Annotated in this window: 24 protein-coding genes and 1 riboswitch; of the genes, 6 read left to right on the forward strand and 18 right to left on the reverse strand. The window is 49.1% G+C overall.

Annotation, left to right across the window (positions count from 1 at the left end; translation table 11 throughout):
• The first annotated feature begins 43 nt into the window (after positions 1-43).
• Positions 44-253 (forward strand): hypothetical protein, encoded by a 210-nt coding sequence (locus WC647_16010; GenBank protein MFA6223810.1) that lies wholly within the window; start codon positions 44-46, stop codon positions 251-253.
• A 219-nt stretch (positions 254-472) separates the two neighbouring features.
• Here WC647_16010 and cobJ read toward each other — a convergent pair whose 3' ends face one another.
• The 15 genes from cobJ to WC647_16085 form a co-directional block, all read right to left on the reverse strand.
• Positions 473-1,162, reverse strand: a complete 690-nt coding sequence (gene cobJ / locus WC647_16015; GenBank protein ID MFA6223811.1) for a precorrin-3B C(17)-methyltransferase — start codon at positions 1,160-1,162, stop codon at positions 473-475.
• Positions 1,163-1,185: 23 nt separating this feature from the next.
• Positions 1,186-1,959 carry a cobalamin biosynthesis protein gene (locus tag WC647_16020; GenBank protein ID MFA6223812.1) on the reverse strand — a complete coding sequence of 258 codons (774 nt, stop codon included), beginning with the start codon at positions 1,957-1,959 and terminating at the stop codon, positions 1,186-1,188.
• A complete protein-coding gene (cobM, locus tag WC647_16025; GenBank protein MFA6223813.1) occupies positions 1,956-2,714 on the reverse strand; it encodes a precorrin-4 C(11)-methyltransferase in 759 nt (252 codons plus the stop codon). Before cobM ends, WC647_16020 begins: the two co-directional genes overlap by 4 nt.
• A complete protein-coding gene (gene cobI / locus WC647_16030) occupies positions 2,711-3,439 on the reverse strand; it encodes a precorrin-2 C(20)-methyltransferase (GenBank protein ID MFA6223814.1) in 729 nt (242 codons plus the stop codon). The genes cobM and cobI overlap by 4 nt, the downstream gene beginning before the upstream one ends.
• A 42-nt stretch (positions 3,440-3,481) precedes the next feature.
• A complete protein-coding gene (gene cbiD, locus WC647_16035) occupies positions 3,482-4,537 on the reverse strand; it encodes a cobalt-precorrin-5B (C(1))-methyltransferase CbiD (GenBank protein ID MFA6223815.1) in 1,056 nt (351 codons plus the stop codon).
• Complete coding sequence (locus WC647_16040; GenBank protein MFA6223816.1) at positions 4,534-5,412, reverse strand: ATP-binding cassette domain-containing protein; 879 nt, start codon at positions 5,410-5,412, stop codon at positions 4,534-4,536. Before WC647_16040 ends, cbiD begins: the two co-directional genes overlap by 4 nt.
• Complete coding sequence (cbiQ, locus tag WC647_16045; protein ID MFA6223817.1) at positions 5,409-6,185, reverse strand: cobalt ECF transporter T component CbiQ; 777 nt, start codon at positions 6,183-6,185, stop codon at positions 5,409-5,411. The genes WC647_16040 and cbiQ overlap by 4 nt, the downstream gene beginning before the upstream one ends.
• Positions 6,178-6,468 (reverse strand): hypothetical protein, encoded by a 291-nt coding sequence (locus WC647_16050; GenBank protein MFA6223818.1) that lies wholly within the window; start codon positions 6,466-6,468, stop codon positions 6,178-6,180. The genes cbiQ and WC647_16050 overlap by 8 nt, the downstream gene beginning before the upstream one ends.
• The gene (locus WC647_16055; GenBank protein MFA6223819.1) at positions 6,465-7,208 is read right to left on the reverse strand and encodes an energy-coupling factor ABC transporter permease; all 744 of its coding nucleotides are present in this window, start codon (positions 7,206-7,208) and stop codon (positions 6,465-6,467) included. The genes WC647_16050 and WC647_16055 overlap by 4 nt, the downstream gene beginning before the upstream one ends.
• A 12-nt stretch (positions 7,209-7,220) precedes the next feature.
• Complete coding sequence (locus WC647_16060) at positions 7,221-7,733, reverse strand: CbiX/SirB N-terminal domain-containing protein (protein ID MFA6223820.1); 513 nt, start codon at positions 7,731-7,733, stop codon at positions 7,221-7,223.
• Between the two features lie 12 nt (positions 7,734-7,745).
• Complete coding sequence (locus tag WC647_16065; GenBank protein ID MFA6223821.1) at positions 7,746-8,456, reverse strand: precorrin-8X methylmutase; 711 nt, start codon at positions 8,454-8,456, stop codon at positions 7,746-7,748.
• Positions 8,440-9,849 (reverse strand): cobyrinate a,c-diamide synthase, encoded by a 1,410-nt coding sequence (locus WC647_16070; protein ID MFA6223822.1) that lies wholly within the window; start codon positions 9,847-9,849, stop codon positions 8,440-8,442. Before WC647_16070 ends, WC647_16065 begins: the two co-directional genes overlap by 17 nt.
• A gap of 32 nt (positions 9,850-9,881) precedes the next feature.
• Positions 9,882-12,449, reverse strand: coding sequence for a cobyric acid synthase (locus tag WC647_16075; GenBank protein MFA6223823.1), 2,568 nt, complete (start codon positions 12,447-12,449; stop codon positions 9,882-9,884).
• Positions 12,450-12,510: 61 nt separating this feature from the next.
• The gene (gene cobT / locus WC647_16080; protein ID MFA6223824.1) at positions 12,511-13,575 is read right to left on the reverse strand and encodes a nicotinate-nucleotide--dimethylbenzimidazole phosphoribosyltransferase; all 1,065 of its coding nucleotides are present in this window, start codon (positions 13,573-13,575) and stop codon (positions 12,511-12,513) included.
• Between the two features lie 196 nt (positions 13,576-13,771).
• Positions 13,772-13,953, reverse strand: a riboswitch (cobalamin riboswitch).
• A 144-nt stretch (positions 13,954-14,097) separates the two neighbouring features.
• Complete coding sequence (locus WC647_16085) at positions 14,098-15,030, reverse strand: L-lactate dehydrogenase (protein MFA6223825.1); 933 nt, start codon at positions 15,028-15,030, stop codon at positions 14,098-14,100.
• Between the two features lie 158 nt (positions 15,031-15,188).
• Here WC647_16085 and WC647_16090 point away from each other — a divergent pair, with 158 nt between their 5' ends.
• The 3 genes from WC647_16090 to WC647_16100 all read left to right on the forward strand — a co-directional run bounded on the left by WC647_16090 (position 15,189) and on the right by WC647_16100 (position 17,263).
• On the forward strand, positions 15,189-15,896 hold the full coding sequence (locus WC647_16090) for a DUF2461 domain-containing protein (GenBank protein MFA6223826.1): 708 nt from the start codon (positions 15,189-15,191) through the stop codon (positions 15,894-15,896).
• 32 nt (positions 15,897-15,928) lie between these two features.
• Positions 15,929-16,189, forward strand: coding sequence for a hypothetical protein (locus WC647_16095; GenBank protein MFA6223827.1), 261 nt, complete (start codon positions 15,929-15,931; stop codon positions 16,187-16,189).
• 132 nt (positions 16,190-16,321) lie between these two features.
• Positions 16,322-17,263, forward strand: a complete 942-nt coding sequence (locus WC647_16100) for a hypothetical protein (GenBank protein MFA6223828.1) — start codon at positions 16,322-16,324, stop codon at positions 17,261-17,263.
• Between the two features lie 112 nt (positions 17,264-17,375).
• On the opposite strand, the gene WC647_16105 is transcribed toward WC647_16100, so the two are convergent.
• Entirely contained in the window at positions 17,376-17,975 is a 600-nt protein-coding gene (locus WC647_16105; GenBank protein MFA6223829.1) for a hypothetical protein, read from the reverse strand.
• A 93-nt stretch (positions 17,976-18,068) separates the two neighbouring features.
• Positions 18,069-19,151 carry an alpha/beta hydrolase gene (locus WC647_16110; GenBank protein ID MFA6223830.1) on the reverse strand — a complete coding sequence of 361 codons (1,083 nt, stop codon included), beginning with the start codon at positions 19,149-19,151 and terminating at the stop codon, positions 18,069-18,071.
• 185 nt (positions 19,152-19,336) lie between these two features.
• On the opposite strand from WC647_16110, the gene WC647_16115 reads away from it, so the two are divergent.
• Positions 19,337-19,558, forward strand: a complete 222-nt coding sequence (locus WC647_16115; GenBank protein ID MFA6223831.1) for a hypothetical protein — start codon at positions 19,337-19,339, stop codon at positions 19,556-19,558.
• A 327-nt stretch (positions 19,559-19,885) separates the two neighbouring features.
• Here the strand turns inward: WC647_16115 and WC647_16120 are convergent, their stop codons facing one another.
• Positions 19,886-20,158 (reverse strand): hypothetical protein, encoded by a 273-nt coding sequence (locus WC647_16120; protein MFA6223832.1) that lies wholly within the window; start codon positions 20,156-20,158, stop codon positions 19,886-19,888.
• A 101-nt stretch (positions 20,159-20,259) separates the two neighbouring features.
• On the opposite strand from WC647_16120, the gene WC647_16125 reads away from it, so the two are divergent.
• Positions 20,260-20,547: a HigA family addiction module antitoxin gene (locus WC647_16125; GenBank protein MFA6223833.1), complete on the forward strand. Its 288-nt coding sequence runs from the start codon at positions 20,260-20,262 to the stop codon at positions 20,545-20,547.
• The last annotated feature ends 5 nt before the right edge of the window (positions 20,548-20,552 follow it).

Genomic DNA, 20,552 nt, shown 5'->3' on the forward strand with positions numbered 1-20,552 from the left:
AACCGAAACAAAGAATAATAAGCCCAACTGGAGGATATATATAATGAGCGCATCGAGAGAATTTGTAGGGGCCATAGTTGATGGCCTAAATGAAAGAATTGAGGAACAAGGTAATCGTCCGAATATAGAAGTCTGGCCGGATGAAGATGGTTTTGGCAGATGGGTAGCGTGTCATCGTGACAAAGTTCGATCAACAGTTTGCTCTACTCCTGAATATGCGGATACGCCTTTCTGTGGTCGAGGATTTCATTAGTAAGGAAATAAATTATTACAATTATAATTGTTGAACTGGCCCATCTCGAAGTGGCAGACATTAATTAATATAGAATTTTACCACAACGGGATGGGCTAATTATTACGATTATATGTTCCTCAAATGTGCAGGAAACTCATGGCTAAACAAGCTAAATTGACAATCAAGTCATTAAAAATCTTCTCAAATTCTAACAGCCCTTCGGATTAATCTGAAAACTTAAACCTTGTAACCCCGGGGTGTTATAAACCATCCATCGACAATCTTAGACGATCTGTTCCCAATGATCACAATACTTCTCATGTTGATCTCAAGGTCAAGGAAATGGTCCAGGTCCGATAGCAGGATAATCTCTTCATCCGTGCCCACCGCTGTGCCTACGCCGACCGGTGTTACCCCGTTCCTATATTTCCTGAAGATCTCAGCGGCTTCATCGAGTTGTCGCGTCCGCCCTTTACTCCTGGGATTATAAAGAGCCACCACAAAATCAGCCCCGGCTACGGCTTCCAGTCTCTGTTTAATCATAGACCATGGGGCCAATAAGTCGCTCAGGCTGATACATGCGAAATCCAGCATCAAGGGGGCCCCGAGTCGAGCCGCTGTAGCGGTAGCAGAGGTAACCCCGGAGACAATTTCAATAGGAAAAGACTTTGCTGAGCCGCTCGCAAGCTCTAACGCAAGACCAGCCATTCCGTAAATCCCGGCGTCACCGGACGATACCAGGGCAACCGTGGCTCCCTGGTCGGCTCGATCAATGGCCGCTATACACCTCTCGGTTTCCTTGGTCATGCCGGAGGAAATGAGTTCTTTTCCTTCAGTAATGTCCTTTATTAGATCTAGATAACGTTTGTAACCAACAACGACCTGACTTTGCGTCAGCGCCAATTCCGCGCGCGGGGTTCTGTCCAAAGGGCCGCCTGGTCCTATTCCAACTACAAAGAGTTTTCCTTTGCCACCGCTATCGTTATCCCGTCGAAGATCCGCTTCTCGATTATTAATTTTGTCCTCCTTCCCGCAAGGAGAGCCGCGGGCTCCGCCACCGCAGGTAAACCAACCCTATTTTCAACAAAATCCGAATGTTTGAATTTAAGAACGCAGTTTCGTATCTCTTCAGAAGATATTATTCTCAAGGGTATTCCCAATTCCTGAGACGCTCTCACAATCCCTTCTTCAGCGGCTTTAATATCGGCTGAACTCAACATCCTCACCTGACTGAGGTTGAGATCAGCCTGGTCAAGAGTAACCCTAATGGCTTTTACGATCTCTTCAGATCCAATTCCCTTTCGGCAGCCTATTCCTACGATGAGAGTTTTGAGCGCTTCTGTGGTGGTTGTGATCACTGGTTCGGCCGACAAGATGTTTGCGACCTGCAAGGCGAGATCATTGGCGCCACCCTCATGTCCACTGACCAGACTTATGGACCATCGTCCCAGGACATCTACAACAACCACCGCCGGGTCCTGTTTTTTGTTTCTTAAATGTGGGGCCACAGAGCGAACCGCTACTCCACACGGGGCTATATATATGAGTCCTGAGTGTTGTGAAAAAATCTGCGCTGTCAACTCATACACACTGGTAAAGCGTTGAGCTTCCCATGCCCCTGGAACACTCGTATGCAACCACATCCCGGAGCCGGAAATATTGGACTTCAGTTTGGTCGCTACGTTAGCGCCTTCCTTGGACAGGGTAATGACTGCGACCGTCATGACTCCTTCCCAATGCGATACTCGTGTGAAAAAGCCGGATCATAGAGCCTGGAGGGAGGAATATCCCTGGATAGGGCCGGACCAACTATTATCATGGCGGTCTTCTTGATCCCCGCTTCAGACACTTTTGTCGATATATCGGCCAGAGTCCCCCTGACAATGATCTGATCCGGCCACGACGCTCTGTATACCAGGGCTACCGGACAATCTGATCCGTAGTGTTCGCTCAGTGTGTCCGCCACATCGTTCAACTTATGAGTTGAAAGGAATATGCACAAAGTCGAGTGGGTTCGGGCCAATATCTTTAGGTCCTGCTCCTCAGGCATAGGAGTGCGTCCAGATGTGCGTGTAAGGATTATCGTCTGCGCAAACTCGGGCGCAGTCAGTTCAGTCTTCAATGCAGCGGCCGACGCCTGAAATGAACTCACTCCGGGTATTACTTCATAATCTATACCCAATTGATCCAATTCATTCATTTGTTCCCTGATAGCGCCGTAAATGGAAGGGTCTCCAGAGTGTAAACGCACCACATCAATGTCCCTGTTTTTTGCTTCAAGGAAAAGTCCCTTGATTTCCTGGAGGTCCAGATTGGCTGAATCATGCATTTCGGCTCCTGCAGGCAGGAGACTGAGAATATCAGGATTTATCAATGAGCCCGCATAGATACAGATGTGAGTTCGGCGCAGCAATCTATCAGCCTTGACCGAGAGCAATTCGGGATCGCCAGGCCCGGCCCCAACAAAAAAAACTTTCATGAGATCTCCTCATCACTTCCGCGAACCAACATCACTGACAAATAACCCCTATCCTCAGCGCCAGTTTTCAGCGTCCTCAAGTCCTTGACGATTTTCTGATTTTCCAGTCCCACGTGAGAAACAAACACACCGCGTCCGAGAGCGGACGAGTCTTCCAGAATGTCAAGGATTCGATCAAGACGCTTGCCGATTTTCATTAATACAACAGTTCCTCCAGCGCCAATTGCCCTCTTGACTTCTTCGAGATCATCCGCCGTCGGGACAATGGTAACTGACTCTTTCCCTTGCCCTACGGGAAATTCCGAGACTGCGGCCGCAGCGCTGAAAGCCGTAATTCCCGGGACAGTGACTACATCAACGTCGGGGATTCTTCTACGAAGCGCCTTGAGCATATAGATATATGTCGAATACAGAAAAGCGTCCCCCAGAGTCAGGAAACAAGCGTCTGAACCGCTTTCGAGGACCTCGCCGATCTGCCGGGCCGAATCTTCCCACCGTCGGTTGAGTTCCTCTTTATCTGTTGTCATTGGGAAAACTATTTCGTGAATTTTGGCTTCCGGGTTGACATGCTTGCCGGCGATGGTGAGCGCTAGGCTTCCGCCCTCCTGCCTGGCTTTAGGAACGAACACATGAGAGCATGATTCAAGGATCCTGACACCCTTGAAAGTGATCAGGTCGGGATCACCCGGTCCCACTCCTATACCGTATAAGACGCCTCGTTTCATATGTTAACACTTCTTTCGGTTACAGGTAAATTCCGGATTTACTCATAGCCATGGACTCGTATCCCCGTCCTCGCCCAGCAAATCTCCAGCCATAGTCACTAGAACGACAGTGACGTCGAACCGTTGCCCGATCCGGTCGTAAATCTTGCTTCGGATCCGAGCTGATAGCTCGTCAGCCAATTTCTTTTGTTCCGCAGGCGGCAGCCCTCGAAAAACGCCCTCTACCGTCAGGGATTCTGGTGGTCTTGAACCGAGAACCCTTTCAGCAAGTTCCATCACCGCAGGCACGGCGCTCGGTGATCTCGATGAGTGCGTATCCCACCAACCGGCCATAAGTTTTGCGAGTTTCCCCGGATGTCCCAGCGCCAGCAGCCTTTCGAAGTCAACCTCTGCAGCGAGATCAAGCATGAAACCCCACTCATTGCTAACTTCGATCACCTGTTCATCCGCAGGTCTGAACAGCTTTTTAACCGCCTTGTCTCCTATTCGTCCAGGAACAAATGCCGGAAATTTAACTTTACATGCCACGGCCACGTTCAAAGCGCATTTTAGGGCGTCCTGAAGAGCGGCGCTGCTAAAAGGTCGTACTATACCTGATGTTCCCAGGATGGACAGGCCGCCTTCAATTCCCAATCTCGGATTAAAAGTCTTTGAAGCAAGCTCTTCTCCGCCTGGGATAGAAATAGTCACGATAACTGCGCGATCCGTAATGTCCCTGATCGCCGTCCTTATCATTAGCCTGGGTACGGGATTCACGGCCGGCTCACCGGGAGCCACTGAAAGACCTGGTTTTGTAACTGTGCCGACACCTCTGCCCGCCCTGAAGATTACATCATGGCCATCCGTCCATTGGACCAACACTTTTATCGAGCAGCCATCCGTAACATCCGGATCATCTCCGGCGTCCTTACGGACACAAGCCTCGAAGAAGTCTTTGCCGCCGTCCATGGACACGATCGGAATTTTTACGTTTGAGCCATCTGGTAAAGTTATATTTACTTCTGAGGGTGATGGTCGGCCGCAAAGAACCATTGTAGCGGCTTTGGCCGCGGCTGCCGCGCAGGTTCCAGTAGTAAAACCGGTCCGTCCCGAACTCATTGAAGCTCAACCTCCGGATGCCTGGTAATGACATCTTCCGGGATGAGTTCCAGCAAACGCATACGGGCTTCACCTATAGTCAACGGCAGCCCGTTTATAGGCACACCGTCGCTCTCTTTCATCTTGTGAAGCAGAGCGGCTATGTATGGCAGTCTCAGGCAGGCCTGATTTATCATTTCATGATCACAGAATATTTCATCCGCAGGCCCCTGTTTGAGCACTTTTCCGTGACGCAGCACGTATATTCTGTTTGCAAACAGTGGCAGAAGGTCTACCGAATGGGTCGCCAGAATAACCGTGATTCCCTGCTCACGATTCAGACGATTCAAGAGTCTCATCATCAGGGCCTCTCCAGCCGGATCAAGGCCTGCGGTAGGCTCGTCCAAAATCAATATTGAAGGTTTCATGGCCAGTACACCCGCCATGGAAACACGCTTCTGTTCACCGAAACTCAAATGATGAATAGCCCGGCATCGAAGTTCGGAGGCTGCGACGTTTTCCAATGATTCCGTCACACGTCGTTGAACCTCGTCTCTGTCCAAACCCAAATTTTTGGGCCCGTAGGCCACATCTTCTTCCACTGTAGCCGCAAAAAGCTGGTCAACAGGATTCTGAAGAACCAATCCAATCTGACTGCACAAATCCTTTCTTGACAATTCTCTTATGTCATGTCCATTGACCCTGATCTTTCCCGCCTGAGGAGTAAGGAGTCCCACCAGAGTCTTTATCAGCGTGGTTTTTCCTGAGCCGTTGGATGCCAACATCGCGACAAATTCGCCGGATTCAACCCAGAAATCAACATTATCAAGGGCGCGGGTTCCCTCCTGGTAGGTAAAAGCCACACCAGAGGCTTCAATTGCAGGCGTCGGCTTCACCTGGACCACCATTCAACTATGACGTACGACATTAACACCATCGGCGCCCCGACAATAAGACCGGTGATCTCAGCCCCGGTCATTTTGGGCAAAGGATCAAAAATCAACTTTCCATGATATCCTCGGAGGGTCATCGCCTCATATGTCCTCATTGCCTGGTCCATTGATCTGGTAATAACGGTTCCGGCAAGGACACCCATTGATGAAATCGATTTACGAACGCTTGAATATCCCAGACGTAGCTTTTGCGCCTCCGCCACATCCACTGTCTGGTCCGCCAAGGTGAATGAATACCTGTAAATGAGCAAGGCTATCTCTACCCATGTTTCAGGGACCTTGAACCATCTCAACGCATGGAAAATCCTGTGAGCCGGAGTTACCGAACCCAGAAGCAAAATAACACTAACAGCCCCAATAACCCTGGATCCCAGTAAGGCTCCGTGAGCGAATCCCTCTCTCGTAGCTGTTAGAGTCCAGCCAAAGAGCGAAAAAGAAAACAAACTGTGGCCGGGTGCGCTGAACGTCTGAACGGCGACGAGAGCTGAAACGATTCCCATAGGACCTAAGAGTCTGACAATGACCAACTTCATCGGTATGCGTAACGCTATCATAGTCGAGACGCATGCGGCAGACACAACAAGAGGAAATATAATCTGTGTCGAGAATATAACGGCTAGAATCAAGCATGAAGCGACAATCATTTTCACGCGCGAGTCCATTCGCGTAAACACATTGTCCCTGCATGCGAAAAAGTCGGAAAAAAGATCAAACATGCGGTAACCGTTCAACGGGCTCTGATTTAGGTGGAAAAAGTTCCCGATATCGATACCCAAATATAAAGCCGCCTACAGCGCCTGCCACGAGGAAACAAAAAAGTAACAAATCTCCCTGATCTACGTTGATGAAAGGCTCAGAAGGCTGTCTACCCGCGTCTTTAGCGAACTTTTCAATTACGGCTTCATCGGTCCCTACCCATTTTGCGTCCTTTTGAAGAAAATAGCCCAGGGCTGTTCCGACGATCAAGGCTACAATCACACCAGCGACTAGTTTTTTCATGCTGCGCCTCCTTTTGCCAACATTTGGAGAAATTCCGGGCGGCGAGAATGAATAAAAGAATAAGCTCCAGCCGATACGAACCCTTCAAGGATTCCAAGCGGGATCTGGGTCGGTGTAAAGGCGAGACATATTGTTACAAACATTTTCCAGAAGGATCCTTCAAAATGAAGCGCTCCAGTCAATATGAACGCTGTCACGCCGTATGTAGCCCAATCGGAGATCAGGCCCGCGAGAAAAGCCGATATGACCCAGGAAGCCCCAAGCCGTCTGGCCAGAACGAATATTCCGTATCCGGCGAATGATCCAGCAACACCCATGGAAAAAGTATTAGCCCCTAGTGTAGTCAATCCCCCATGAGCCAGGAATAGGGCCTGTAGGGTCAGAGCAACGCTGGAAACAACCACGCTCAGCGTAGGACCAATGAGTATAGCGGCGATTCCCGTTCCGCAAGGGTGGGAACATGTTCCTGCCGTGGGAACCGGAATCGGCATGCAGGATATAATGAAGACACCTGCCCCTACAAGACCTACCAGCGCCTTGAGATGGGGTTCTTTCTCACTTCTGATCCGCAGATTCCTCAATCCCACAACAATTAACGGAAGAGACGCGAGGAACCACAGGACAGCCCATCCCATGGGCAGTATACCTTCTGCAATATGCATGGCGTGAACAGGTTCAACGGCGGCCCATAATACAATGACCGCCATCAGTGTTCCGACGATCCCAAAAAAATTGATCATGACTGACCCTCCTCAATGAGGCGCATCAGGGTTTTGCTCAAAGAACCTGGCAGCGTCTTCCGGAGTCATGGGGACAAATTCGTGCTGGCCTGGGGGAACAGGAAACTGTCGTCTCGGGGGTAAAACCAGTTCCCGGACGTCACAGATATTTTTTGAGGATGAGATCCTTTTCTCTACAAGATCCACAAGAGCGTCATCGAATCCCAGGTTTGCGCCCAAAACCAGTTTAATTTCCGGGTAATCAGCCGCGATTTCCTGCATCATCTCCGGGATGTCCAGCACAAGGTGCAGGCCATCGTGAAGAAAGTATGGAATGACCATTACATCTGTCGCCTCCTGAATAACACATTTCTTGAAGATTTCAGGAAAATGGGGACCAAGTCGGGACATATAACATATCTCTACAATACCATAACCATACTTTGCTCTCAGGCCCTCAGCCACTCTCTCCATGTGCTTTCCCGCGTCGGGCACGCGGCTTCCATGTCCCATGAGAATGATAGCCTTTTTATTTGAATCACCCAATTTTAAGCCTCCTTATTTAGCTGACGCAAGAGCGCAAAGGGCGTGAATTGCGCTAACGGCTAGAGGGCTACCACCACGACGACCGGCCACCGCTATATATGGGATGTCAAGCGCCATGATTTCGTCTTTGCTTTCCACAACATGGACGAATCCAACAGGCATGGCTATGACAATAGCGGGTTTGATACCCTCTTCAACAATCAGGCGGTTCAGTTCCATCAATGCGACGGGAGCGTTTCCAAATGCGGCGATGGCTCCGTCCAACATCGATTTTGCCTTGCGCACAGCGAAGAGGGATCTGGGAAGTCCGCTCTCTCTCGCAGCCGCAGCGATGTCCTGGTCAGCGACGTGACATACCAAATCTTCCGATGAATATCCCGGATAGACCTGCTGAAGCCTGGCCATGGATAAGCCGGATCGAATCATGTTGGAGTCGACGAAAATCTTTGCCCCTGATTTCAGCGCCCTCCGTGCAGATACTATTGAATCCTGGGAAAACCGTATGAAGTCAATCAAGCCGAAATCAGCCGTTGTATGAACCATTCTCCGAACCACCTGCCATTGATCGGGCGAGAAACCGTCTGACCTGGCCTCGGAGTCAATAATTTCAAATGATCTGGTCTCAATCGCTTCGGCGCTCATAGGGTTTTCGTACAAATCCCTTATTAGAGGTTTTCTGGTGGAGTGAGATTTAATAGGCGCCTCATCAACCTTGTTTTTCATGGTTTCTCGCTTTTGTTAGCATATCGACAAAATGTTTTACCAGTTCAGGTTTGGATGCAAAATGCCCGTGAACATAACTGACTAGAGTTTTGTCGCGCTGAAATCCCTCAAGCTGGTCAAGATTTGCTCGTCGTCGCCTGACTCTATAGGCCATGTTCCACTGGCCATCTTGAACAGGATTTCCAATCAGTTCCGAATAATGAAACTCATGCCCTCTGAATTGTTGTCCCGGGACCCCGAAAAGAGACTTTCCTGTAAGGGTAACCTCGACATAACCCAGGGACTTGCGTCGAGTCAGCATTCTGGTCCAATTCGGAAGTAACCCAACGAGTTCAAATTTGTCTCCATTCCTGGATTCAATTCCTTGGGACAGATACATCAAGCCACCGCACTCACCGTAAATCGTTCGGCCTGCTCGAGCAAAACTCCTCACCGAATGGATCATTTCCTGGTTTCTGGAGAGTTCGTCCGCATATTCTTCAGGGTAGCCTCCTCCGAAATAAACTCCGTCGAGCCCCTCAGGCAAGGATCTGTCCTTCAGGGGTGAAAACTCCTGCAGCTCACATCCCTCGGAAGCGAAAGCCTCCAGATTATCCTGATAATAGAAATGAAAAGCGGGATCTCTGGCTACGCCCAGTCGGGCTATAGTTTCAACATCCTTTAACCGCTGCTTCTGAGCGGTGGAAGAAATTTGTGGAGCGCTTCCCGCGAGGTTGACAATGTCGTCCACGCTGCCGTGTTTCTCCATGGCGTGAGCCAAATCATCCAGAATGTGATGGCTTAAAATCTGAGAGTCAGCGGAAACCAGCCCAAGATGCCTGCTAGGCAGTCCGGGGAGAGACCCTCTAGGAAGAGCCGCTACGATGTTGGGTAGTCGAAAACTCTTGAGAGACTCGGCCAACCAGTCCCCATGCCGTTCAGAACCTACCTGGTTGGCGACAATTCCGGCAATATTTATGTCAGGCTCAAAATCGGTGTAACCTTTTACAAGCGCCCCAACGCTTCTAGACATCCCATGTGCGTTAATTACAAGAAGTGTGGGAGCTTGCAGCCATGAGGCGATTTCGGCTGTAGAGCCTTCGCAGCCTACCGGGTCGCTGCCATCATAAAGGCCCATTACACCTTCGATGATCGAAATGTCAGCCTCAGACGCTTTAGCTTTGAACAACCGCTTGACGTAATCTTCCCCTGTCATCCAACCGTCAAGATTGTAGCAAGGGCGATCGGAAGCGATAGCCAGATACGTGGGATCAAGGTAGTCAGGCCCTACCTTAAACGTTTGCACTCGCAGGCCACGCTTTTTGAGGGCGCTGACGAGAGCGAGTGTAACGGAAGTCTTTCCTACTCCACTGTTTGTTCCCGCAACTACTATCCTGGGGCAGGTTAAGGACAATTATGTTTACCTTTGGATGTCGCTCTTGAAGCCTAAAGGCCGATTATTCCGTATATCCGCTCCATGTCGAGACTTTGACGGACGGCATCCGCAAGCCTGTCCAGAGCGGGCTCTAGATCATATATGGCCATGACTTTTCGTTTCGGGGCGAGACCACGTCGTTGACGAAGCCTGTCTATGAACCATCTTCGAAACTCGTCAGCATCGAATATCCCGTGGAGATATGTTCCCCATATCTGTCCGTCCCGAGATTTTGCGCCGTCAATCGAACCTGATCCCATCCTCAGCACGGGCTCGACATTTGAGCCTGAACTTTTTCCGTGATGAATTTCATAACCGTGCACAGGTAAACCGGACTCAATGTGTGTGCATGTGGCTCGGGTCAATGTTTTTTCAGGCGCAAGCATTGTTGTCACACCCAGAAAACCGAGTCCCTGGAAAGTCTTACCGTCTGATTCCAGACAGTGCGGATCGGATATTCCTCCTCCGAGCATCTGGAAGCCTCCACACACTCCAACCAACTCTACTCCCTGCTCCGTCAGTTGTTTCAATCTACCTTGAATACCTGTGTTTTTCAGGTAGGTTAAGTCTCCAATAGTGTTTTTGCTGCCAGGCAGGATTATCGCGTCCGGATGATTCAGGTCACTAGGGGATTTGACAATCTTTAGCGAAACGTCCGGCTCGGCTCTCAAAGCGTCAAAATCAGTAAAATTCGAAATGTGGGGTAGGTCTATCACAGCAATTTCTACAGAATCATCATGCATTATTGAATTATTAAACAACCCATTCTTGAAACTTACCGAGTCCTCTTCCGGAAGTCCAAGATCATGAAAATACGGCACAACGCCAAGCACAGGTTTTCCTGTGTGGCGCAAGATATAATTCTCCGCGTCCGTCAGAAGATCTTTGTTACCTCGAAAACGATTGACCACAAAACCCGACACCAAAGATCTTTCACACTCCGACAGCACTTCCATGGTCCCTACAAAAGAGGCGAAAACGCCTCCCCTATCAATGTCTCCTACCAAAAGAACAGGGGCCTCCGCATAGCGGGCCATCTGCATGTTGACTATGTCATGGTGTTTAAGATTGACTTCCCCCGGACTACCTGCGCCTTCCATTACAATTACGTCATATTCCTGTGCCAGGGCGTCGTAGGCCGCTTTTACAATATCGAACGCCTGGGGTTTGTACCGAACATATTCGATGACATCCATGTTACCCACGGGCTTGCCCATGACAATTACCTGACTGCCCGTATCGCTGTTAGGTTTAAGAAGAATTGGGTTCATGCGAACATCAGGATCCAGCCTGCACGCCTGAGCCTGAGTCACCTGAGCCCGGCCCATTTCTCCACCGGATATTGTAACAAAGGAGTTTAAAGACATGTTCTGTGACTTGAACGGCGCTACCCTGTAACCATCCTGGAGCAAAATCCGGCCCAAAGCAGCGGTCAAGACACTCTTGCCCGCGTTTGAGCTGGTTCCCTGAAACATTATTGCTGGAACTCTCTTTTTGCTGGATGGCTTACGAACGATTCCCAGGGCTCTTCCCAAGGACTCGATCAGCCTGTCATTTTGGCTCTCAGTTTTGACTGCCACCCTGAAAAAGCGTTTGTCGAGACCCTGGAAGTTGTCACAGACCCTAATTGCGATCCCATCCCCTAACAGTCTACTTGCTAGCGTAACAGCGTCAATGCCGGCGCGATCAATTCTTGCAAGAAGGAAGTTGGCTTTGCCGAGGTAAACGGTTAACCCGTCCATTGCTCTCAGTCGCTCTTCCAGAATTTGCCGTTGTGTGTTTACTAATCTCCTGCTCCGGTCAACATAGTCCCGATCTCTTAAAGCGACAGCCCCTACCGCTTGGGCAACTGAGTTTACCGACCAGGTGGGTTGGATGAGTTTTACTGAGGCGACTATTTCCAGTTCGCAAATTGCGCAACCGATTCTCAGGCCTGGAACAGAGAAAATCTTGGTTAGAGACAAAAGAACCAGGACATTTTCAGGGCGCTTCAAGGTTAACGAGTCAAAACCTTCTACAAAGTCTCCAAAAGCCTCATCCACAACAAAAAAAGTGGAAGGATTCCGGTTGGCGAGTTGCCTGAAAGCCTCTGAATCAATAAGTAAGCCCGTTGGGTTGTTGGGAGAACACACAAAGACAAGTTCGTCTCCCCTTAGAGATGACTCCAGACGTTTAAGATCCGGGATGAAGTCGGAACTCTCGTCCAGAAACAGAATGTCGACATCCAGTCCGGCGGCTTCACACGCGAAAAAATAATCCGAGTAAGAAGGCGCCAGAATCAATGCCCTCGGTTTTCCCAATGCTCTAGGCAATAGATGAAGGATTTCCGATGATCCGTTACCCACTAGAACCTGATCCGAGGAGCATTGATATCGTTCGGCCATTGCCGCTACCAAGTTCAAAGATTCCGGGTCGGGATAATGGATTATTGATTCAAGTGTTGCGCTCACTACCGGACGCAGCCAATCAGGTAAGCCCATAGGATTTATGTTGGCGGAAAAGTCTAGAATCTTATCTGCAGGAAGTCCTGAGATGTTCATAAGATGTGTAAGATTTCCGCCGTGCTTGGACGTTTTCATGGATTTCCCGGAGCCTGTTTTGCGAGTCAAACCCCAAAATTTAAAACTAATGAAATCTGAACTACTCTTGAGCCTTGGATACCGAAGCTTCTTCAAAAGTGGCGACTTCCGTCAGTATCCGAACTGCCGCCTCAACCAGTGTCATGGATAATGCTGCGCCGGTTCCTTCGCCCAGTCTCATGTTTAGATCTATAAGAGGATCCTTGTTCAGATGCTGAAGAGCCGTTTTATGGCCCTGTTCAACGCTACGATGCGAAGCAATCATGTAATCAGCGGCGCTAGGACAAATTGCGTGCGCAATGAGCGCAGCCGCAGTGGATATGAATCCGTCTATGAGTACGGGCTTCTGAAGGGAAGCCACCCCCAGTATGAGACCGGCGATTCCGCCGATTTCAAATCCACCGACCTTGGATAAAATATCTAGACCATCTTTAGGGTCAGGATTGTTCACTTTCAGAATTCTTTCTATGACCTTGACCTTCGTCTGGAACTGGGTATCGTCAATTCCTGTGCCGTGTCCGGTGACTTCAGAAGGGGCTGATCCGGTGACCGCGGCGACAACGGCGCTGCTGGGTGTAGTGTTTCCTATGCCCATGTCACCAGTGCCGAAAAGGTTGTAAGTCGAACCTAGATCCAGAGCGATTTGGATTCCCGCTTCTATTGATCTCACGGCCTCATCTCGAGTCATAGCAGGACCAATGGCGATATTCGAGGTTCCAGGTCTGATTCGCTTTGAAATGAAACCCGCGTGGTCCTTTACCCCCTCAATTGCGCCGGCAACTCCCATGTCAACCACCACAACGTGTGATCCGCTGACTCGCGAGACAGCGTTTATTCCCGCCCCACCATTTATAAAGTTGTAAACCATCTGCACGGTGACTTCCTGGGGGTACTTACTCACACCTTCCATCACCACTCCGTGATCTCCCGCCATTACTACAACCACTCGCTTGTCTATTTCGGGCTTGGTGGATCTAGTCATGCCCGCCAGATCAAGAGCCAGATCCATCAGACGACCTAGCGCCCAATAGGGCATGGTAAGCTGGTCTAACCTTTCCTGAGCAATTTGCCGTGATCTTGAATCAGCAGGTATAATTCGTTTTAAAGTCTCGTCAAGAAGGCCCATTAATCAATTCCTTTCTAGCTGGCAAACCTGTCGATTCTCATCGACCCGGCGTTTTTGATGGATGTCAGGACTGTGAACTTGGCGAGCAAACGTCAGGATGGGAAGTGGGATGCAGGGCGCAAAAAATCCTCGAGAAAATTAATCCCCGAGGATGCCGTTTTTCATCCCATTTGCCAAGCTCTCGGTCCGCGAAGAGCCGACATCTCAAGTCATGGGCAGGTCTTCTGACTTCCGGTTCATCCTAATCGCCGTCCTTCCCATCCTTTCGGACAGTGGCGTCACACGGCTTTCGTCCCCGGTCACAGCGGCGGGTCCGCAACGGATTTTCACCGTTTTCCCTTGGTCCTCATAAGGACAGCCCATGAATAATCTCACTAAAATTAGCAGAGAGATTGGGTGAAGTCAACAGCCGGAACCTGACCCCCAAGAGAGAGGTATTGCGGAGACTGAAACCGCCTGGTAAGGACAAAACTTTCAAAAGGTTCAAAACAACTGTTGCGGGATAGTGACCGCAATGTTTTGTTAGCAGCCCAGTTCCTGGGTTATCGCTAGAAGGGCCTTTGCGCTTTCACCAAGAGCCGCTTTCTCAATTGGAGATAGAGTTGGTCTCAATGTTGAGATGACTCCAGACGCTCCAACTACGCGCGGTAAGGAAAATGTGGCGCCGCCAAATCCATCAACCTCCGATGTTGGAGCCGATACGGTGAAGAGCGCTCGTTCGTCTCTGCGAATAGCCTTGGTGATCCTTGCCAGAGCGGCTCCAATCCCGTAGTTGGTGGCTCCCTTTCCTTCGATTATTCGATAAGCCGAACCCCTCACGCGGCTGTCAATTGCGCTTTTCACTTCTTCAGACAGATCTATCCCTGTCTGGCCGGCAAAGTCCGACAGAGGAACACCAGCAATTTTAGCGTTTGACCATATCATCACTTCAGAATCCCCATGCTCACCCAGCACATACGCGTGAACAGATTGGGGCGAAACTTCAAATCGTTCACCCAATAGGGCCCGAAAGCGGGAAGTATCTAAAATAGTGCCTGATCCAAGTGTCTTCCCTGGGGAAACGCCTGAGCAACGCGCTACAAAGTGGGTCATGATATCGACTGGGTTCGACGCGACCAGTAAAACAGATTCCGGAGCAAACTTGGTTACTTTAGGAACAACCTGTTCAAAGATCTCAATATTCCTCTGCAAGAGCTTGATCCTGGTTTCTCCGGGGCGCTGAGCTACTCCACATGCCAGGATAACGACTTCCGAGCCCTCCAGGTCTGCGTAATCACCTGCGCTGATTCTGGAAGATTGGGAAAAAGGTGTCGCATGCAAAATGTCTTCTGCCTGCGCCGTCGCCAAGGCCTGATTCACATCCAGGAGAACGATTTCATCCACCCATCCCAGAAGAACCATTGCGTAAGCCGCAGAGCTTCCAACCAGACCGCTTCCAACTATGCCCACCTTCATTTCGTGACCTCCTCTTTTCTTCAAGCGTCTAATATGTTGACAACAGGGCTGCGTATCTTGATTCATATAAAACGTGTCGATGAATTTGTTGAATTGCTGCGCTGAATCACACATATAAAGACTGGATAGTAGGAATCGTTCGGAGGAGGCTAATCAAAATGACCGGACCACACGGCTTCAATGGATTTCCCAAAGAATGCGTAGATTTTTATACGGAATTGCGTAACAACAATAATAAAACATGGTTTGACGCTCACAAACCGGATTTCGAGAAATACGTGATGGAGCCCGCGCGTCTTTTTGTGATGGATATGGGAATGGCGCTCAGGGAAATTTCTCCAGGCGTCATTGCAGATTCCCGCTATAGCAAGTCAATTTTCAGGCCGTTCAGAGACACGCGGTTCAGCAAGGATAAGACACCGTACAAGACTCATTTGGGAATCTTCTTCTGGGAAGGTCAATTGCCAAAAATGGATTGTCCTGGATATTACTTTCATTTGGAGCCACCGTTGTTGATGATCGCGGCTGGAAACCACTGCTTCTCCAAACCGATTCTGGATCTTTACCGTGAGTCCGTAGCGGACCCAAAATACGGAAAGGCTTTGGCAAAGGCGGTCCGGGACATCAAGGACAAGGGCTCATATCAAATAGGTGAGAAGCAATACAAACAGGTTCCACGTGGTTACGACAAGACTCATGAAAACGCCGAACTACTGCTTTTTGGAGGATTGACGGCCTGGACCGAGGTGAGTATCCCCGATGAATTTTACTCCTACGATCTTATAAATTACTGTTTGGACAAATTTAAAGACCTCGCTCCCATTCATAAATGGCTTTTGGAAATGATTGGAAGGATCAAGAAATAGTGATTGGACGCTTCAGTCCGCCAGGGGCAACAATGAATTTTTCAGAAAAACTTGGAGAATACAATATAGACTGCCAGCATTGTTTGTTTTGGGAACAACTTTCCATGAGGGTAGGAGATGGCTATTGCCGCAGATTCCCTCCCGGTCCGGATACCCCGCTTGTTTCCGCTACACGCTATTGCGGTGAAGGAATATGGATACTTAATGGCCAGGCCATGTCTATAACCGAAGCGGTGACTGAGATCCTTGAAGGGGCAAAATCCAGTGAGCCTGTCTCGTTCCTTGTCGATTAAATCCCGAGAGACAGGCGCCCACTCGACGTGACTCTCATGACTGAAACAGCCGAGCGAAAATAATTGATAGTATGAAAAATCCACCATCTGATTTTTTGGTGGCTACCGTAACATATTAACGATGAGGGAATAATGTCCAGAGCGCATCTATACCTGTTCAGTGACGCATCCCCTTCTGACTGGATGGTCAAGGGAAACGACGAGGCCTGGCGAACGGTCGTCAATCTGGTGTTTCAGTCGGACCCGGATCTGCAAGAAGAAGTGGACAGCGGCAAGAATCACTTTGAGGTCCTGAGCCAAGATCAACTGTATACTGACTTTATGACCGACTTCCTATCCCACCTGCCGTCCGGAGTGTTGAGAAAGTGGAACACACGGGGTGGATATAAGTCCAGGCTTTGCTACGCTCTTGGTATGGTACAGCATAAATACAAACCTATCGTATCCGCATGCTCGTTTCAGGAAAAGACGCTTCGCGCCTCGAAGGCTATGCTATTGGAGTCGTACAACAGAAACATCGGCGCCGGCGGCGGGACTGGGCCTGAGAAAATGAAGGACACAAAAAAGCGCATACAAAAGAGCCGATTCGGCGCCAATTTCCGTAGTCATCAAGAAGCCCAGTCCTCCGAAAATCAATTCCTGGTCCTGTTATTCATGGCCTGGTTCATTGCCGGCCAATACACATTCTATCGAAAAAACATGGTCACGAGAGGCCCTCAAGGCTTTGACCCTTTGGATTTGACAATCATCTCGGATAAGTTGAGTGGCGATGACGACTCTCGTCGGAACCATGAACAAAACCTGAGAAAACTGATAGATCCTGAAAGTGGAACCGCCAGGGTCACGCTTACTCGTTCCACTCTGGATGTCCCCTATTCAGGAGATATATTGGCCAACAACATTACGGGGTGGTTGAATGCGGCGATCAGTGATCCTGGTGGGGAATTTGCGCAAAAGGCTAAGGCCATAGATTACAAGAATGTCTGGGCGGGGTGGAAAATACTTCTCGGGTCAGTTGACAAACCTCAGTTCATCCCAGCGTTGTCTCGCCTAACGGCGATTGACAACTCGTAAGGCAGCAACGCAACCAAACGCCATAATTGCATCCGGAGACGTTTTGACCATGAAACAGATTTTCTACGGGAGCGCTATTTAATTACATGTGGGTCTTTTCAACGAGTTCTCGTTACCTTTTTACCTGAGTAAAGATTACTCCCTTACTTATATTTCTAAATGTCCAGACTTTCTTGACAAATTCCTTAATACTTTTAGGCAGGGTAGATCCATCCAACTTTCCTATCAATATGGCCTCGGTCGTTGATGGTTCTCCAATTGGCCACTGGACATCTATAATATTTTTTCGTGCGTTATGTTTTTCGCGAACCCACTCGAAAAAGATATTCTTGGCCCCCCCTACTCCGGTAATTGAAAATCTACCATGATGCGCTATATATAAATTGTTTTCGTTCTCCTGGTCTCTCAAAAAAATGCCCTGAAATGTACTTAAACGCCCTTCAACAGGCGCGTTAATCTCGCAGGTTATGCTCATGCCTTTGTGTTTCAGTGGCCTTTCTATTCCAAAAATATTACGGTGTAGATTGTTACCAGCCTTGTATCCATAGAAAAATTTAAATTCACGGCTCCAGTACAAATCGGTAGGTTCATTGCCACCTTCATACACCACCATGCATCCTAAATGAGGTTCGCTATTTTCGGTCAGGATGGAAGCGAAAAGCCCCTGCGCTTTATCAATTTCTTCCCTAGTGGTAATCGCTTCATATATCATTGGGTTATGTATTCCTTTGTAAGATTTTGGTAGGTCCGCTTACAAGAGTGTGCGCTTCTCTGTTTGGAAACTTTTGATAACACCAACTGATCTTCACTTGCCAAGATGATTTTGGAAAAAACGGGCTAACTCCTGGAAAGCTTCCCGAGACTCAGGCGAATTGAATACCAGGATATACTGGGCGTGAGACATGCCCTCGAATACCTGTAAGTAGGCCTCTACTCCTGCCTGGCGCAGCTTGCGGTGAACCCGAACGGTGTCACTAAGAAGCATATCACGTGTGCCGGAGGTGAGCATAGCCGGAGGAAATCCTTTCGTAAAGTCGCCATAAACTGGAGAGATGAGCGGATCTTTCATGTCGTGAGAGCCGGTGTACAGTTCCGCGCAGGCCTTTAACATGCCATTGTAGGTGACCAGGACATCGTCAATGTCTTCGTTGGTGTACAGGGTATCACCGGTTCTGGTGAGGTCCGCCCACGGGGTGCCCAGTCCTACGGCCCCAGGAAGCGGGACGTTCATCTCCCGAAGCTTGAGTACTGTAGCCATGGTAAGGCCGCCTCCGGCCGACGTCCCAAAGATACCGATATTGCGAGGCTTGTACGTTTTTAGAACTTCGTTGTAAATGGCTACGGAGTCCTCCAAAGCCGCGGGAAAAGGAAAGTCAGGGGCCATGCGGTAGTCTACTGAGATCACACGAATCTTTCCGTGGAAGGCCATGAGAATCGCTTCACCCAGACCGGTCTCGCCACCATTGAAGACATAACCTCCGCCATGCAAATGAATCAGGACCCGATTGCTGTTTTCTTCAAGAATTGATTCGGGCGTTACAATATATGTTTTGATTCCGGCTTTGATCTCGCTCTTGATATCAACCGGAAACAGCTTGCGTAACTGGGCCAGAACAGGCTTATCCTTCTCAGTCGCCATTGTGACAATGGCCCGCCATTCCTCGGTGGTCTTGGGAACCATACGCAATTGGGGATTTAATGGGCGAGCGATAACCGCCTGCAATTCAGGGCTGACGGTAGTTGGTACAGGAATTAATCGGGCGGGTACCTGGCGCGAATTCTTGTCGCCGCCTGGCGCGACAGCGCCTTGCTGTTGTGCCTGGGCTATCAGGATTGAAGTGATGACCATGAATAAAGCGACTATTGTAATGATAATGTTTCTTTTCATGGTTACCTCTACAGGCTGGAATTCCTGTTGACATGCTAACATTACTCTGGTTCGCCAGTCAAACCTTTGTCCTGACTATGTCCCAGGATTTTTTCCAATGCGCTCCAATATTGTTGTATTGCCAACCAACACACTAGATTCTATACTAGCAGAGTGAACCATTATTAAAGCATAGAGGTATGCGCATGATTCGAACTATTGAAGCTACAATTGACGAGAGTGGAAATGTGCGACTTCACGAACCTGTGCAACTTCTGTCCACACAACGTGCCCTTGTAACCATACTTGAAGACGCTCCACTTGTAATGGCGGATGAAATCCCTTTATTGAGTGAGCTGGCGCTTGCAGAGGACTGGAATCGGCCTGAGGAGGAAACGGCGTGGTCACACTTGCAGCCGGCGCAGTAGCGCTTGTTCCATTCCAATAGAAATGACTGATGCCAGCTTTGATAAAGGGTCTCTTCGTATTGTCAGTTATGCTAGACCAGGAAAACTCTTCACAGCCAACAGGGAATTGATTGTATCTCAAGTTGCGACTCTGAGCCCTTCGTCGTTCAGGATAGTCATCGAGTCGGTAATCAAAATCCTGAAAAGTGGGCTCTAAAATTGTTCGTGTCGCATACATGATGCAATATCTCGTTACATAAAAGAATCGCCAATTTAGGAAGCGCCTGTTGCTCTTTAATATTATCCGGGCTCCTTCGTCTCGTCCATTCAGCAAAAGTAAGGCGCATATCATTGTTCCAGGATCTTCGCTTGAACGAGCGCCCTAAGCTCATCAATCGCCGGCTGAGCCTGGCGATAAACATCCTCAACCTTATTGAAGTCAAACATTCTGACGTCGCTGATTTCAGGGTGGATATATATGTCGGGCTTCCGATGCTTCATCTTCTCGGTTAGGGCCGCCATTTGCATAATTTCGAAAGTGCCGAGAATTGACTCCAGAACGGTGGGTGGGTCGCTTTTGCCTGGAGTTCGGGCCTTGGCGACGTTCACGACTATCGACACGTCGCACCGGTCAAGGAGGATAAACTGAGATAGTGTTTTGTATGCACCGATGGTAACGTATATGAACTGGAACTTGTGGATTACCACAAAGGATAAGAAATATGGGCACAAAACCGTTGATAACACCTGGTGAGATTCTTCTTGAGGAGTTTATGATTCCTCTGAATTTGAGCAAAGAGGATTTGTCCGCCCAGCTAAACATCTCTCTGATTGAAATGTCCGACATTTTGGAATGCCGGTCAGTTATCCATGTGGACCTTGCCACTAAACTCTCCGAGAGGTTCGGAAATTCGCCACAGTTTTGGCTTAACCTTCAAAGTGACTATGAATCTGACAAGAAAGAAATTTCGGAGAACCAATCAACTGAACTCAAATCCTGCTATGCATAAGCCGC

Source organism: Desulfomonilaceae bacterium (genome assembly GCA_041662605.1).
GTDB lineage: Bacteria > Desulfobacterota > Desulfomonilia > Desulfomonilales > Desulfomonilaceae > CAJBEZ01.

Coding starts and splice junctions, on each gene's coding strand:
- WC647_16010 (MFA6223810.1), top strand. CDS start 44: ATGAGCGCATCGAGAGAATTTGTAGGGGCCATAGTTGATGGCCTAAAT.
- WC647_16020 (MFA6223812.1), bottom strand. CDS start 1,959: ATGACGGTCGCAGTCATTACCCTGTCCAAGGAAGGCGCTAACGTAGCG.
- cobM (MFA6223813.1), bottom strand. CDS start 2,714: ATGAAAGTTTTTTTTGTTGGGGCCGGGCCTGGCGATCCCGAATTGCTC.
- cobI (MFA6223814.1), bottom strand. CDS start 3,439: ATGAAACGAGGCGTCTTATACGGTATAGGAGTGGGACCGGGTGATCCC.
- cbiD (MFA6223815.1), bottom strand. CDS start 4,537: ATGAGTTCGGGACGGACCGGTTTTACTACTGGAACCTGCGCGGCAGCC.
- cbiQ (MFA6223817.1), bottom strand. CDS start 6,185: ATGTTTGATCTTTTTTCCGACTTTTTCGCATGCAGGGACAATGTGTTT.
- WC647_16050 (MFA6223818.1), bottom strand. CDS start 6,468: ATGAAAAAACTAGTCGCTGGTGTGATTGTAGCCTTGATCGTCGGAACA.
- WC647_16055 (MFA6223819.1), bottom strand. CDS start 7,208: ATGATCAATTTTTTTGGGATCGTCGGAACACTGATGGCGGTCATTGTA.
- WC647_16065 (MFA6223821.1), bottom strand. CDS start 8,456: ATGAAAAACAAGGTTGATGAGGCGCCTATTAAATCTCACTCCACCAGA.
- WC647_16075 (MFA6223823.1), bottom strand. CDS start 12,449: ATGAAAACGTCCAAGCACGGCGGAAATCTTACACATCTTATGAACATC.
- cobT (MFA6223824.1), bottom strand. CDS start 13,575: ATGGGCCTTCTTGACGAGACTTTAAAACGAATTATACCTGCTGATTCA.
- WC647_16085 (MFA6223825.1), bottom strand. CDS start 15,030: ATGAAGGTGGGCATAGTTGGAAGCGGTCTGGTTGGAAGCTCTGCGGCT.
- WC647_16090 (MFA6223826.1), top strand. CDS start 15,189: ATGACCGGACCACACGGCTTCAATGGATTTCCCAAAGAATGCGTAGAT.
- WC647_16095 (MFA6223827.1), top strand. CDS start 15,929: ATGAATTTTTCAGAAAAACTTGGAGAATACAATATAGACTGCCAGCAT.
- WC647_16100 (MFA6223828.1), top strand. CDS start 16,322: ATGTCCAGAGCGCATCTATACCTGTTCAGTGACGCATCCCCTTCTGAC.
- WC647_16105 (MFA6223829.1), bottom strand. CDS start 17,975: ATGATATATGAAGCGATTACCACTAGGGAAGAAATTGATAAAGCGCAG.
- WC647_16110 (MFA6223830.1), bottom strand. CDS start 19,151: ATGAAAAGAAACATTATCATTACAATAGTCGCTTTATTCATGGTCATC.
- WC647_16115 (MFA6223831.1), top strand. CDS start 19,337: ATGATTCGAACTATTGAAGCTACAATTGACGAGAGTGGAAATGTGCGA.
- WC647_16125 (MFA6223833.1), top strand. CDS start 20,260: ATGGGCACAAAACCGTTGATAACACCTGGTGAGATTCTTCTTGAGGAG.